Raw genomic sequence first — 13,455 nt, 5'->3', positions numbered from 1 at the left:
GCAGCAGAGGTGAAAACTACCTTCGCCAGCCAGTACACGCAGACAATCACACCGGCTGACCTGCTTGAACCCCAGGTCCTCCAAGCGATTTCACGGAGGGGCGCCGGAGACCGGTATCTGGTCGTTCCCACGCAGACCTAACAGGAACGTCAGGCCGCTGACCGCAATCGATCACACGCCCGCCGGCTCGTCTGCACGGGTAAAGGCGGGGACGACGAAGCGACGCAGTATGGACCGGTAGCGCCTCACGTCGCCGTCACCGTCCTCGAGGCCGCGCATCACGATCTTCGTAACGTTGCCGAGCCACAAGTGGATATCCGAGCGGGTCAGCCCCGGCGGTAGATCATTGTTGGCGACAGCGGCGTCGAGAACGGGATCCCACATCTCGGCTCTGCACCTCTCCGTTACTCCCGAGGCGACCATTCGTTTGCCAAGGCTCGTGCCATCGGGGTCGAGGACGTGCCTTGTCAGGGGATCGCGGCGAGCGTGTTCTGCGGTATAGAGGACGGTTTCGACGATCTGATCCGGAAGGCTGCTCCGACCGGAGATCGATTTGTGCGCCCGGGCGAGCAATGCTCGCGCGTGCCGGGTGATCAATTCGATCAGCAGATCGTCGCGGTCAGCGAAATAGCGGTACACGCTCGGCCGCGACAACCCGACCTCATTGGCAACGTCGTCCATCGTGGTTTTGCGGATCCCGTGGCGATCAATGCAGCGTTCAGCGGCGGCCAGGATGCGCTCGCGCGCGTCGTCAGTGCTCGTAGGTGCGGCTAGCTGACCGGTCGATCGTCGCGGCATAGCCGACATATTACTAGATACGTCAGCAGTCTGATGTTATCAACTCGACCTGTTTTACAAAGTGGCCCAGGTTGACACGTTCCAACCGACCGGCGCATACTGACTGCTGACATTTTTCGTTTTTTGTCAGCAGGAGTGTGAAGATGCCCATGGGACTGCCGCACCGGATCGCGATAGTCGGCGCTGGATTGATCGGGTCGGCGTTGGCCGGCCACCTGATCCTGGCCGGAAACAAGGTCATCATCGGAGCGCGACGCCCCGACGCGTTCAGTCCGCCCGCATATCAGCGGGAAGACATCGACTACAGGGTCCGCACGGTTGAGGAAGCAGTCGACGGGGCGGAAGTGGCGATCCTGGCGATCCCGAACGCGGCCGTCGCGCCGTTCGCCGAGGTTTATCGCGATCGGTTGGCCGGCGCGGTCGTCATCGACCCTTCGAATCCGTTCCTCTGGCACGACGACGGTGTGATGACCATCAAGGATCTCGGTGGCAAAACCTCGGGGATGGTGACGGCTGAGCTGTTCCCGAAATCATCGGTGGCACGTGCTTTCTCACACCAGCTCGCCGAAACGTTGTGGCTGCGAGGCCGCCGGGAACCTGGTCGATGGGGTATCGGCTATGCGGCCGACGACAACGATACGGCCTGGATCACCGCCGAAATCATCACCCAAACCGGATTCGCGCCGATCCGAGTCGGCACGCTGGCCCACTCGGCGCCCATTGATCCCGGCGGAGTGCTATTCCCCGGCCTCTTGGGACTCTTCAGCCCAGAGGGGATGCGAACGACCCTCGATACGGGACCATTCACATTCGAGGCGGAGCGGATGTCCCGGGCGATCGACCGAGTGTCATGACGCGAAGCGGTCTGGTCGCGCACTGCTGGCGCGCGCGGATCACGTTGGGGCCGACATCGTTTCGTCTCCGACACCATGCAAAGCATCCGAAGGGATGATCTGTGAGGTTTACGGCCCGGCGGGCACGGTGGCTGCCGGAGCTCTTCCGTGCAGGTCAGACCTGACGAGTGGTGCTGGCGACGGCTCCGTCACTGAGCGAAAGGTGCTGAGGTGAAGGCTATTCCAGTTACGGGCGTAGCTGCACGAGCATGGATACCGTTGGTGGTCGTGGTGGTGCTGGCCGTCTCGGGATTGATCGTTGTGCGGCTGCACAAAGTCTTTGCCTCCCAGGACCTCAATGCCAATGCCGGTGCTGGTATCGAGATCGTGCAGTTCAACCCGAAGGTTGTGGTCTATGACGTGTTAGGGCCGCCAGGATCCACCGCCACCATCGACTACTTCGACGCGGACGCCAACACCCACGAAGTCCATGCGGCCCTGCCGTGGTCGACCACGATATCAACGACCCTACCCGCGGTCAGCGCCAACATCATGGCGCAGGGCGACGGTGATCACATCGGCTGTCGCGTCACCGTGGACGGGGTGGTTCGGGACCAAAAAAGCACCGATGGCCGCAACGCGCAGACCTTTTGTCTGGTGAAGTCCGCATGACCGACACGAGCACCAAGCACACTATGCCGCAGCCTGATCGGCCGTTCATCGCGCGCACCATCCGCGTGTTGGCGGTTCCGGTCATTCTGTTCTGGGTGTTCGTCGCCGTCATCGTGAATACCATCGCCCCCCGATTGGAAGTGGTCGGGGAGGCGCATGCTTCGCCGATGACTCCCGTGGACGCACCGTCGATGAAGGCGATGAGCCTGATGGGGCACAACTTCAAAGAATTCAATTCCAACAGCACGGTGATGATCGTCATCGAAAGCCGGCAGAAGTTCGGCGACGACGCTCACCGCTACTACGCCAGCATCGTCGGACAGTTGAAGCGGGATCCCCAACATATCCAACACATTCAGGATTTCTGGGGAGAGCCGTTTACCGCAGCGGGCGTCCAGAGCAGCGACGCCAAGGGCGCGTATGTGATGTTGAATCTCGCGGGTGATCAAGGCACGACATTAGCGAATCAATCCGTCGACGCTGTCCGCAAGGTGGTGGAACACACCCCGGCGCCGGCAGGGGTGAAGGCCTATGTCACCGGCCCGGCGGCGCTCACCGATGATTTGCACGTCATCGGCAACGCCAGCCTGGCCAAGATCACGGTGATGACTCTCGGCGCGATCGCGATCATGCTGCTGATCGTCTACCGCTCTGTGGTCACCACGCTGGTCCAGCTGTTCTTGACCGGGATCGGGTTGGGATCGTCTCGCGGAGTCGTCGCGGTTCTGGGAATCCATGACGTCTTTGGACTCACCACGTTCGTATCGAACATCCTGACAATGCTAGGAATTGCGGCGGCGACCGACTACGGGATATTCCTGTTCGGCCGTTATCGAGAGGCGCGCCAGGCCGGTGAAGATCGAGAATCCGCTTATTACACCACGTTTCGCTCCGTCACTCCTGTTGTGTTGGGTTCGGGGCTGACCATCGCCGGCGCGACCTACTGTCTGAGCTTCTGCCGGCTGCCGTATTTCCAAACGATGGGTGTGCCCGTCGCCACCGGAATGCTGGTCGTGGTGGCCTGCGCGCTCACGCTGGGGCCGGCGGTACTTTCCATCGGCAGCCGTTTCGGATGGTTCGAAGCCAAACGCGCGGCGGGCCAGCGCGGGCTGTGGCGGCGGGTGGGCACCGCGGTGGTCCGCTGGCCCGCGCCGATCCTTGTTGCCAGTGCGGTGGTGGTGCTCATCGGCATGGTCGCGCTGCCCGGATATGTGACGAACTACAACGACCGGTTCTATATGCCCGCTGGTGCGCCAGCCAATGTGGGATACGCGGCCGCCGACCGGCATTTCTCGCCGGCCCGGATGAATCCGGACATCCTGATGGTCGACGCCGACCACGACATGCGCAATCCGGCCGACATGCTCGTTTTGGACAGGGTCGCCTACAACGTGCTGCGCGTCGACGGCATCGCGATGGTGCAAGACATCACCCGGCCCCTGGGAATTCCGATTCAACACAGCTCGATACCGTTTCAAAACAGCATGCAAGGTCAGACCAACAATCAGAACCTGCCGTTCTTGCGGGGCACCTTGGCCGACATGCTCAAGATGTCGGATGAAATGCAGCTCACGATCAACAACATGGAGCGCCTGTATGGCGTCATGCAGCGGCTCACCGCCACTACCCATCATATGGTCGGCACCACGAAGGAAATGACGGCGATCACTGACGAATTGCGCGACCACATAGCGGATTTCGATGATTTTTGGCGGCCTATCCGCAGCTACTTCTACTGGGAGAAGCATTGCTTCGATATTCCGATCTGCTGGTCGCTGCGGTCGCTGTTTGACGCATTGGACGGTATCGACGGGATTTCGGAAAAGCTGCACGACCTTGTAAAAGACTTGGACACAATGGATTCGCTCATGCCGCAAATGCTCGCGCTGATGCCACCAATGATCAGCAGCATGAAGACCATGCGCGGGCTGTCGCTGACGACGTATCAAACCATGTCGGCGACGATCAACCAGATGGCAGCCATGAACGACACCGCGATCGTGATGGGGCAAAGCTTCGACACCGCCAAAAACGATGCCCTGTTCTACCTGCCTCCCGAGGCATTCCAGAACCCGGAGTTCCAGCGCGGTCTCGCGATGTTCTTATCACCGGACGGCAAATCCGCTCGTTATTTCATCACCCACCAAGAGGATCCCATGACTCCGGCGGGGATCGCGCGGGTCGGTGCGGAGCGAACGGCCGCGCAGGCAGGCCTGAAGATGTCCTCCCTCTCGGACGCCAAGGTTTATCTTGGCGGTACGGCCGCGACCTTCAAGGACATGGCCGACGGCACGAAATACGACCTCATGATCGCGGTCGTGTCCGCGCTCACGCTGATCTTCCTGATCATGCTGATCCTCACCCGTGCTCTGGTGGCCGCGCTGGTGATCGTGGGCACCGCGGGCAGTTCCATTGCCGCGTCCTTCGGGCTGTCCGTGCTGATCTGGCAAGATGCGTTCGGCATCAACATCCACTGGCTGGTGATGTTGATGTCCGTCATGATCCTGTTAGCTGTTGGCGCTGACTACAACCTCCTTTTGGTCTCCCGCTTCAAGGAGGAGATCCACGCAGGATTGAAGACCGGATATGTCCGTGCCATGGCCGGCACGGGTGGCGTGGTGACCGCTGCGGGCCTGGTGTTTGCCGTCACCATGGCCTCGATGCTCGGCAGCAGTCTGCGCATCATCGCGCAGCTGGGTTCCACCATCGCCATCGGACTATTGTTGGACACGCTGATCGTGCGCACGTTGCTCATGCCGTCGATCGCCACGTTGCTGGGACGGTGGTTCTGGTGGCCGCAAGTCATCTACCCCCGCGGCGACCGCAACCTGCCCCGGGTTCAGCGCCCGACCGAAGAACCTACTGCTCCAATTCTGCTGGGGCAGCAGCAATGACGCGACGTATGTTGCTGCTTACTTTGCCGCATCGCGTAGCGGCGGGATCGGCAACCGCGCGCTTTCGTCGAGGTCGACGTCGAGCGCGTTGAGCATCAGCGCCAGGCCCGCGTAGCGGCTGATCACCATCAGAACCTCCACCGTTGCTTCAGAACCCAGAGCTGTGTGCACCTGTTCGAACACTTCGGCCGAGACGCTGCGTGTGGTGACCAATTCGGTTGTCAGCTGCAGCAACGCAGGTTCGACTGGGCTGAAATTGGCTGTTTGCCAGCTTGATTCGGAAGTGACGGCCTCGATCTCATCGGCGTTGACCCCGGCCGTCCGGGCCACGTCCCTATGCTGGCCGAGCTCGTAGGGGCAGTCCATCAGATAAGCGGTGCGCAGGGTGACGAGTTCGCGCAGCCGGATGGGCAACACCGGGCTGGTGAGGATGGCCTGGCCGGCCAGCATCCAGCCGGTGAAGACCTTCTCAGCGTTGGCCAGAGCACGGTAGACGTTGAGATTGCCCCGCTGCAAGGTCAATTCGCGGGCCTGATCGGTCATCTCTTCAGGTCGACGATAGGCGATTCGAGTCATCTGAATTCTCCTGTCAGAGTTGGAATCTGTCGGTGGCGTCGACGTCGAGGTCCGCCGCGTTGAGCACCAGTGCCAGCCCGTAGTAGCAGCTGATGATCATCAGCAATTCGGTGAGCGCCTCGTCGCCGAAAGCGGCGTGCGCCGCGGCGAAGGTGTCATCACGCAATCGGTGAGTGGTGCACAGCTCGGTGGTGATGTCGAGCGCGGTGCGTTCGGTGCGGCTGAAGTTGACCGCGTCGAGGTCGCCGTTCTCGAGGATCGCGTCGATCTGCTGCTCGGTCAGCCCGGCGGTGCGGGCGATCCCGACGTGCTGGCCGAGCTCATAGGGTGAGCCCTGTAGATGGGCCACCCGCAGGATGACCACCTCGCGCATTCGCGGACTGAAGGTAGGGCTGGCGAACAACTCGTCGACCATGCGCGTCCAGCCGGGAAAGACGTGCGGAGCATTGGCGAGTAATCGGAACACGTTGAGATTGCCGCGACGCGCCATCCACTGGCGGACAGGTTCGGTTTGGTCTTCGATGCTGGTGAGCGGTATACGTGGCATTGGTGTTTTCCCTTGGCTATTCGGCGGCGAGGGTGAAGGTCCAGTCCAGGGTGACGAACGGTTCATCGACCGTCGTTCCGTCTGGAGCGGTGCCTGGCTCGTGCCGTACAAAATCTGCCATCAGTGATTGCTGGTCCGCAAAGACGGCGTCGCGGCCGATGTAGGGATCGTCTCGCCAAAACAGCTGAGTGATCAGCGGCTGGTAGCCCTTGGCCTTGAACCAGAAGTGCACGTGCTGTGGGCGCATGGGCGATCGGTTTGCGGCGCGCAGGATCTCACCGCATGGCCCGTCGGTGGGCACCGGGTAGTAGCGCGGCGTGATGGACCGATACCAGAATCGTCCGTCCTCGTCAGTGGTCAGGAGTGCCCGCATGGCGAGCTCGTTGTGCAGCTTTTCGGTCTGCTGAACGTCGTAGAATCCCTCGCCGTCGCTGTGCCAGGTGTCGACGTGGGCCCCGGCGACGGGCTTGCCGTGCTCGTCGACGACCCGGCCGGTGACGAACATCGGTGTGCCCGTTACGCCGTCGGAGATGTCGGCTCCGTTGTCGACGGTAGGGCGTCCCTCGACGTAGAAGGGGCCAAGCAAAGCTGAGTCAGTGGTCGATGACTCGGCGTGCTGGTTGATCTTGTCCAGCAGCATGCTCAGGCCAAGGATGTCGGAAAGCAGCACAAACTCCTGACGGGTCGGCGTCGATATTTTGCCGACCCGCTCGAGGAAATCCATTGCGGTGAACCATTCGTCGCCGGTCAGGCGGACCTCGCGAGCGAAATCGTGGATGTGTTGCACCAGGCAGGTGAACACCTGGCGGAAGCGCTCGTCGGTGGAGTCAGCGAAGGTCTGCCGCACGGCCTCGGTGATGGTTTGCTCGGTCAGGTCGGATGACATTGTCTTTGCCTCTCTGTGAGATTGGGTCGTCAGGGCCGGATGACGACGCGGCCGGCCGTGTGGTCGGCGACCGCCTGATACGCCGCGGCCGCATCGTCGAGCGAATAGGTGGCGGCGATGGGAAGGGGCCGGAATTCGCCGGATTCGAAGTGGGGCGCCATCTGCTGCAGGCGCCGCGCGGAGTCGACGACAGTGAGCTTGGTGCTGTCGATGCCGAGGATTCGAGTTTCGTTGTGATACAGGTCTAATAGATCGATTTCGACCACACGGGAACCGACCACGCTGATCACCACCAGCCTGCCGCGCCGGGCAAGCGCGGCCAGTGCGGCCGGTGTGGTCACGCCACCCACGGCGTCGTAGACCACGTCGACGCCGCGACCGGCGGTGAGCCGCTTGATCTCGGCGCCGACGTCAGCCGTCGGGTCGAACGCAACGAAGTGGTCGATGACGGACGCGGCGGCTGTCTCCGAACCGGGCCGGCGGCGGTCCACTCCAATGACTTTGGCGCCGATCGCGCGGGCGATCTGCGCCACCGCTCCCCCCACGCCACCGGAAACCCCGAAGACCGCGATGGTTTCGCCGGCGGCAAGTTGCGCCGTTTCTACCGCCCCGTACCAAGCGACGACGAAGTTGACCCCGACGGTGGAGGCCTCGTCGAAGCTGAGCGGTTCGGGTTTGCGCACCAGCGCTTCCACCGGCACCGACATCAATTCAGCGTGCGACCCGTCACGGATGAAGCCGGTGTCTCCCCCGGTGCCCCAGACCGCCGCTCCTTGCCACTCGGGCGGTCCGCTGATCACGACGCCGGCGAAATCACGCCCAGGCGTGCGCGGCAGTACCGTCCAATCCATCGCGCCGGCAACATTTTTCACGTCGGACGGGTTGACCGAGGCCGCCTGCACCCGGATAACCGCTTCAGCCGCCGTTCCAGTCAGATCCGGTAGGTCCGTCACGTGCAACACACCGGGGTCGCCGAATTCGGTAAAGCGCAAGGCCCGCATGAGTCCGTTCCTCCTGAGCTGATGTTCTGCTGACTACACCGTCTAGCCAACACCCCCAGCAGTCATCTCGTCCAACGAAGAAAAACGAACATTGCAATCGCGATTCGCGATAGAATGATATCCGTGGAGCTGCGCCACCTGGAGTACTTCGTCGCAGTGGCCGCGGAGTTGAACTTTTCCCGGGCGGCCCAGCGTATCCACGTGGTGCAGTCTGCCCTATCGGCGTCGGTCAGTAGATTGGAAAAGGAACTTGGCGTCGAACTGTTCGACCGTTCCAAACGCCAAATCACGCTGACGGCGGCCGGCGAGGTCTTCCTCGAGCACGCGCGCGAAGTGATCCACGCGGCTCACCGGGCTCGGACGTCGGTGGATGCATTCCGCGATCAACTCACTGGCACCGTCACGCTGGGCACCCTGATGTCATGGGGAACATTGGATCTGCCCGCCGCGCTTGAGGAGTTCCGCCGCTCCAATCCGTTGATCACCGTTCGCCTGCGGCAAAGTCTGACCGGCTCAGCCGGACATCTGACCGCCATCGTCGACGGCCAAATGGACATGGCTCTCGTGTCGATCACATCGCCGGGGTCCCAGCTGGTCGCGATGCGTGAGCTGATGAGCGAGCCAATGGTCTTCGTCTGCGAATCCAGCCACGTGCTGGCAGATCGGCGAAAGGTCGCACTCGGCGACCTCGCCGGACACGACTTCATCAACTTCCCCCTCGGATGGGGAATACGACACCGCCTCGACGCCGGATTCGCCGCTGCCGGGGTCCAACCGGTCAGCGCCTATGAGGTCGCCGATTACGCGATCGCCGCTGAACTCATCCGGCACCGACTGGCAAGCGCCATCCTGCCCGCGAGCGCGGCCAACCGCTTCCCCGACCTACGCACAGTTCGCCTGCATCCATCCATCACATGGACGCTGTCCATCGCCTACGCCGCGTCCCAACGCGCCAGCCCGGCGATCAACGCGTTGATCGACACGCTGATCCGCCATGTCGACCCTTCAGCGTGACTCGGCGGCGAGGACGCGTTCGCGAAGTTCTGCGGAGTAAAGACAGTCGAAGGTGGCGGGTCGCGCTTCGCCGTCTTCGAGGGCGGCGAGTAACCCGTCGTGGACGACGATGGGTCCGCACCCGGCGTGCCGCTCTTCCTCGGTGTAGCACTGATACCACGGCAGAATGGGGACCGGCCAGTGCTCTTGGCGCAGATTCGGGTGGATGCGGGTTCCCAGCGCCCACAGCACATCTGAGGTGTTGGATGGGTCGATGTCGTCATCGAACACGTAGGTCACCGGACACATGTGACCGACCCGGTTGGCGCTCAACAGCTCCCCGATCCGGTGCACAAGTCCGGTCGAGGTGGCGGCCGGCAACCGGTCGCGCCAGGCGCGCGGCACGGTGATGATCATCCAGTGGCACGCGGTGTCCACCAGCAGCCAAGCCATCGTGACGGGGATGCCGGCGTGACGTAGCAGCGCCAGCACTTCAGCCGATACCCCCAATGCCGGTGCGATTTGCGAATCATCGGGTGGGCGGCCGGTGGCACTGATCGGCCAGATTGGGTTGTCGCGGTAGGTAATCGCCTCGATCGTGTACACCGGCTCCGGGGAAGTCTCCGGAAGCGCATACCCATGGAATTCCGCGTAGGGACCCTCCGTGGCATCGCGGGTGATCGAAACATGGCCCTCGATGACCACTTCTGCGCCTGCGGGCACCTCGAGATCGTTTGTCTCACACTTGACGACCTCGACCGGTTCGCCGTAGAGCGTGCCCAGGAAAGTCCCCTCGTCCACCCCCTCCGGAATCGGCATCCCACCGATCATCGGCACACCGGGGTCACCGCCTTGCACCACCGCGAAAGGCATTGGCTTACCGATCTTTTCCCACTCCGCCCAGATCATCCCGATATGCTGCTGAGGCAGGAACAAGCCGGTCATGTGGCGATCGTCGATCATCATGATCCGCGAGATCGACCAGTTCGTCCAACGCCCATCGGGAGTTTGGGCGACAATGATGCCCCAGGTGTTCGGGTAGCGGCCGCCATCATCGGGATGTATCTGTGGGACCGGAAAGCGATCCAGGGTGGCGTCATCGCCGACCAGAATGTTCTGCTTGCATGGCGCCGAATCCGAGGAAATCAACTCCGGCGGAACCGGCGCCTTTTTATGCACCGCCGCCAGATGCTCGACCAAGTCTTGTGCCGTCGCGTCGTGTGCAAGACCGAGCGAAAGCGCAACGCGCGCCAACCGATGCCGGGGATCGCTGGCCAAGGCACCCGGTGCTCCGAGCAAACGGAATCCGGTGGGCGCACCTTCGACGTTGTCGAACAATGGAGCCGGTCGCCCCTGTTCTGTCGACCGCCGCGTGATCGCCGCCGCCTCCAACGCCGCGCTGACGGGACGGTCGATATGCTCAACGTCCCCAAGGGATTCCAACACGCGCAGATAGTCGCGGAGATCGCGGATCCTGGCCATCAGCGATGCACCACCTTCAAACTCGCAGCCTTCGCGCCTGCTACACCAGTCCACCGTTTGGCGGTGGGTGATTCGATGTCGAACTGGTCCAAGATCCGGGTCACGATGTGATCGACGATGTCGTCCACAGACGCCGGATGGTTGTAAAAGGCCGGCATCGGCGGCACGATGCTGGCACCCATGCGCGCCAACGCCAACATGTTCTCCAGATGAATCTGACTCAGCGGCGTCTCACGCGGTACCAGCACCAGCCTCCGGTTTTCCTTCAACGTCACATCGGCTGCCCGGGCGATCAACCCGTCGGCGTAACCCGTCCGGATCGCCGCGAGTGTCTTCATGCTGCACGGCGCGATCACCATACCGTCGAGCCGGAAAGAACCCGAGGAGATCGCGGCTGTCTGGTCGTCCCACGAATAGACGGCGTCGGCCAAGGACTCGACATCACGCCCGGACAACTCCGTCTCCAAATGGATAGTGGCGCGCGCCCATCGCGACAGCACCAGGTGCGTCTCCACATCGGCGCACTGTTGCAGTTGACGGAGCAGCTCGATACCGAGCACCGCGCCGGTTGCTCCCGTCATCCCCAACACGATCCGCTTCATCCAGCCCACTCCTGCGACTCGGTCCAGTTACTGGCTGCGCAAACGCTGCACTTACGAACGCCTTTACGATCGTGGAGCAAACCGGCACTGTTGTCGCTGTCTCCACCAACAGTCCGGGGCCTCTGTGAATGTTGCGCGGAACAACCTTCGCCAACCCAGGCGGTCGAGGCGCTTTGACTATCCGCCAGCCGAATCGGAGGTGTCGACTGAGCGGGTGGTCCGCCGGACGGCACCCCACAGCCCGGTGCCGACACCGATGACGGCGCCGCCCAGGCCAATCAGTTGCTGCGAGCGTTTCATCTCGTGATGCACGCTCATTCCGCCGAGCAGGTCGGCGGCGTCGGCGCCCGCCGACGCCAGGAACCAGCCGCGAGTGTTCCTGCCGCGCACCGCCGCCGTCGCCAGCAGGCCCCCGATCAACGCGTCGCGGTACCCCATCGACCGCAGCAGTAGTTGCGCGGTCGGCGTGGGCTCGTCCGGATCACCCCAGAGCCGGTTCGCGCGCAGGGGGTCGACGAGAAACGAGATGCCCGAGGCAAGTCGGATGCTGCCCGCGGCCAGCGCCATACGGTCGATTGTCATGAACTCCGAGCCTAGGAGGTGATCGGCCGAGCGGGAGCCAAAGCCGCGGATGTCGCCATTGTTGATGCCTTCTATCGCACCCCTCGCTACTCTCACTGCGGCGCTATGCGGGCGCTGTCGCAGCGGGTAGAAGGGCTGGGCGGATATGCCGGATCCGGGAGCCGAGGTGTCGTCGGCACCCTCAGCACCAAGGTTCGAACCTGACGAGGGGTGGGTGCCGGCCGACGAGCGATTATTCGGTCTGGACCGACGCACCCTGCGCCCAACGCTGGCGGTATTCGCACTGGTATTCATCATGTCGGTGGTGTTGCCGGTGATCAATGCAACGGTGCCTTACCACGACATCGTCAGAGCCGGCGACGTCTTGGAGCTCGAGGGCAACGTGACATTCGTTCCGGAAGCCGGTTGGGGCATCACCTCTGGTCTCCGCGAGGGCCACGGCCCGATATCCGGCCAGTACCCCGCCTCAGCGAGCATCGAGCACGGAGCGCTGAAGTTCACCGTCCGCACGGGGCCGTTCCACGGCGACGCCGACCAATTGCTGGATCAGATCGAGGCCACCACGGATGCGCTCAACCAAGGCCGCGGAGTCCATATCACCGGCGCGCCCGCCACCATCGTCACCGCTGCGGGCAAGGAAGGGGCGACAGTGCGCGTCACCGGACCGCACACCGGTGGCCTGATCGCCGCGTTCGTATTCGGCGACCGAGGAGTCAAGGCAGTCGCGACCGGACCGACCGACGCCGGCGCCGAGCCCAGCGCTGCGGTGTTGCGGATGATCGCCAGCATCAGCCAGTCCGGGCAGGAAAAGCGATGACGACCGCACTGACCGAACTCGATCGTGCGCGCGACGTGGCGCTCGACCTCTCCGGCTGGGGCAGGCGGTTCACCTTCTACCAGCCACGCAACTTCGCGTTCTGGGGATTCCTGGCCCTGGTCGGCATCGGCGTTCTGAATTTCTTGTCGACCCTCGCCCGCGAATACAACGCGTACGGCGAAGCGATCGGGCTGGCGGTCACGTCATTCGCCATCTACGCCGCGCTGTTCTGGTGGTTCACCGACCGCATCGACCACTACGCCAAGCTCCCGCACAAGCTGATGGTTGTCGCGTTCGTGTGGGGCGGCTTCGCCGCAACCGGGGCAATGGCCGCAAACGCCAACGACGCGATACTCGCTCTGTACGCAAAGACGTTCGGTCAAGTGTGGGCGCTGAATTGGGGCGCCGGGCTCGCCGCCCCGTTCACCGAGGAACTGGCCAAGGGATCGGGACTGTTGCTGCTCATCGCGCTGGCGCAGCGGCACGTACGGACCGCTTTCGACGGGTTCATCCTGGGCGCGTTCATCGGCCTAGGCTTTCAGATTGTCGAGGACATCAGCTACGCCATGACGTCGGCCGGAACGCAGTTCGGCGCCAACCAGATTGGGGCCTCGGTCGGCACCATCATCCTTCGGATGCTCACCGGAGTGGCTGCCCACATCCTGTACAGCGCCATCTTCTGCGCGGGTGTGGTCTACCTTTTCGGCCGGCCCGCCGAACCCCGCAGAATCGGGCGGGGCCTGCTCCTGATCGTGATACCGATGCTGCTGCA

Annotated in this window: 14 protein-coding genes; 6 read left to right on the top strand and 8 right to left on the bottom strand. The window is 62.9% G+C overall.

Going from position 1 to position 13,455, the window contains the following annotated elements; translation table 11 throughout:
* Positions 1-171: 171 nt before the first annotated feature.
* The gene (locus tag VN856_RS05240; RefSeq protein ID WP_325686838.1) at positions 172-798 is read right to left on the bottom strand and encodes a TetR/AcrR family transcriptional regulator; all 627 of its coding nucleotides are present in this window, start codon (positions 796-798) and stop codon (positions 172-174) included.
* A gap of 143 nt (positions 799-941) precedes the next feature.
* Here VN856_RS05240 and VN856_RS05235 point away from each other — a divergent pair, with 143 nt between their 5' ends.
* The 3 genes from VN856_RS05235 to VN856_RS05225 all read left to right on the top strand — a co-directional run bounded on the left by VN856_RS05235 (position 942) and on the right by VN856_RS05225 (position 5,197).
* Positions 942-1,652, top strand: a complete 711-nt coding sequence (locus VN856_RS05235) for an NADPH-dependent F420 reductase (RefSeq protein ID WP_325686836.1) — start codon at positions 942-944, stop codon at positions 1,650-1,652.
* A 210-nt stretch (positions 1,653-1,862) separates the two neighbouring features.
* Complete coding sequence (locus tag VN856_RS05230) at positions 1,863-2,303, top strand: MmpS family transport accessory protein (protein WP_325686834.1); 441 nt, start codon at positions 1,863-1,865, stop codon at positions 2,301-2,303.
* A gap of 23 nt (positions 2,304-2,326) precedes the next feature.
* Complete coding sequence (locus VN856_RS05225; RefSeq protein WP_414686872.1) at positions 2,327-5,197, top strand: RND family transporter; 2,871 nt, start codon at positions 2,327-2,329, stop codon at positions 5,195-5,197.
* Between the two features lie 18 nt (positions 5,198-5,215).
* Here VN856_RS05225 and VN856_RS05220 read toward each other — a convergent pair whose 3' ends face one another.
* The 4 genes from VN856_RS05220 to VN856_RS05205 are packed head-to-tail and all read right to left on the bottom strand — an operon-like array spanning position 5,216 to position 8,207.
* Complete coding sequence (locus tag VN856_RS05220) at positions 5,216-5,773, bottom strand: carboxymuconolactone decarboxylase family protein (RefSeq protein ID WP_325686831.1); 558 nt, start codon at positions 5,771-5,773, stop codon at positions 5,216-5,218.
* 13 nt (positions 5,774-5,786) lie between these two features.
* Positions 5,787-6,320: a carboxymuconolactone decarboxylase family protein gene (locus tag VN856_RS05215; RefSeq protein ID WP_325686829.1), complete on the bottom strand. Its 534-nt coding sequence runs from the start codon at positions 6,318-6,320 to the stop codon at positions 5,787-5,789.
* Between the two features lie 16 nt (positions 6,321-6,336).
* Complete coding sequence (locus tag VN856_RS05210; RefSeq protein ID WP_325686827.1) at positions 6,337-7,206, bottom strand: dioxygenase; 870 nt, start codon at positions 7,204-7,206, stop codon at positions 6,337-6,339.
* Between the two features lie 29 nt (positions 7,207-7,235).
* The gene (locus VN856_RS05205) at positions 7,236-8,207 is read right to left on the bottom strand and encodes a zinc-binding alcohol dehydrogenase family protein (protein ID WP_325686825.1); all 972 of its coding nucleotides are present in this window, start codon (positions 8,205-8,207) and stop codon (positions 7,236-7,238) included.
* A gap of 123 nt (positions 8,208-8,330) precedes the next feature.
* Here VN856_RS05205 and VN856_RS05200 point away from each other — a divergent pair, with 123 nt between their 5' ends.
* Positions 8,331-9,221, top strand: a complete 891-nt coding sequence (locus tag VN856_RS05200; RefSeq protein ID WP_325686823.1) for a LysR family transcriptional regulator — start codon at positions 8,331-8,333, stop codon at positions 9,219-9,221.
* Here VN856_RS05200 and VN856_RS05195 read toward each other — a convergent pair.
* The 3 genes from VN856_RS05195 to VN856_RS05185 form a co-directional block, all read right to left on the bottom strand.
* Positions 9,213-10,682 carry a UbiD family decarboxylase gene (locus VN856_RS05195; RefSeq protein WP_325686822.1) on the bottom strand — a complete coding sequence of 490 codons (1,470 nt, stop codon included), beginning with the start codon at positions 10,680-10,682 and terminating at the stop codon, positions 9,213-9,215. The two genes, VN856_RS05200 and VN856_RS05195, sit on opposite strands and share 9 nt — an antisense overlap.
* The gene (locus VN856_RS05190; protein WP_325686820.1) at positions 10,682-11,284 is read right to left on the bottom strand and encodes a non-oxidative hydroxyarylic acid decarboxylases subunit B; all 603 of its coding nucleotides are present in this window, start codon (positions 11,282-11,284) and stop codon (positions 10,682-10,684) included. Before VN856_RS05190 ends, VN856_RS05195 begins: the two co-directional genes overlap by 1 nt.
* A 177-nt stretch (positions 11,285-11,461) precedes the next feature.
* Positions 11,462-11,866 (bottom strand): DUF4267 domain-containing protein, encoded by a 405-nt coding sequence (locus VN856_RS05185; protein ID WP_325686818.1) that lies wholly within the window; start codon positions 11,864-11,866, stop codon positions 11,462-11,464.
* Positions 11,867-12,080: 214 nt separating this feature from the next.
* Between VN856_RS05185 and VN856_RS05180 the strand changes: the two genes are divergently transcribed.
* Together VN856_RS05180 and VN856_RS05175 are read left to right on the top strand one after the other, a co-directional pair.
* Positions 12,081-12,683, top strand: coding sequence for a hypothetical protein (locus tag VN856_RS05180; RefSeq protein ID WP_325686816.1), 603 nt, complete (start codon positions 12,081-12,083; stop codon positions 12,681-12,683).
* Positions 12,680-13,455, top strand: a 776-nt coding sequence (locus tag VN856_RS05175) for a PrsW family intramembrane metalloprotease (protein ID WP_325686814.1), incomplete at its 3' end; no start/stop codon positions are given. The genes VN856_RS05180 and VN856_RS05175, both read left to right, overlap by 4 nt.

Source organism: Mycobacterium sp., assembly GCF_035603715.1.
In the GTDB taxonomy this organism is placed as follows: Bacteria; Actinomycetota; Actinomycetes; order Mycobacteriales; family Mycobacteriaceae; genus Mycobacterium.
This window is presented reverse-complemented; position numbering and strand designations above follow the sequence as displayed.

What these genes read in the sequence shown, in the direction of transcription:
- VN856_RS05210 (WP_325686827.1), bottom strand. Translation starts at nt 7,206, where the DNA reads ATGTCATCCGACCTGACCGAGCAAACCATCACCGAGGCCGTGCGGCAG.
- VN856_RS05215 (WP_325686829.1), bottom strand. Translation starts at nt 6,320, where the DNA reads ATGCCACGTATACCGCTCACCAGCATCGAAGACCAAACCGAACCTGTC.
- VN856_RS05190 (WP_325686820.1), bottom strand. Translation starts at nt 11,284, where the DNA reads ATGAAGCGGATCGTGTTGGGGATGACGGGAGCAACCGGCGCGGTGCTC.
- VN856_RS05220 (WP_325686831.1), bottom strand. Translation starts at nt 5,773, where the DNA reads ATGACTCGAATCGCCTATCGTCGACCTGAAGAGATGACCGATCAGGCC.
- VN856_RS05235 (WP_325686836.1), top strand. Translation starts at nt 942, where the DNA reads ATGCCCATGGGACTGCCGCACCGGATCGCGATAGTCGGCGCTGGATTG.
- VN856_RS05185 (WP_325686818.1), bottom strand. Translation starts at nt 11,866, where the DNA reads ATGACAATCGACCGTATGGCGCTGGCCGCGGGCAGCATCCGACTTGCC.
- VN856_RS05205 (WP_325686825.1), bottom strand. Translation starts at nt 8,207, where the DNA reads ATGCGGGCCTTGCGCTTTACCGAATTCGGCGACCCCGGTGTGTTGCAC.
- VN856_RS05240 (WP_325686838.1), bottom strand. Translation starts at nt 798, where the DNA reads ATGCCGCGACGATCGACCGGTCAGCTAGCCGCACCTACGAGCACTGAC.
- VN856_RS05195 (WP_325686822.1), bottom strand. Translation starts at nt 10,682, where the DNA reads ATGGCCAGGATCCGCGATCTCCGCGACTATCTGCGCGTGTTGGAATCC.
- VN856_RS05225 (WP_414686872.1), top strand. Translation starts at nt 2,327, where the DNA reads ATGCCGCAGCCTGATCGGCCGTTCATCGCGCGCACCATCCGCGTGTTG.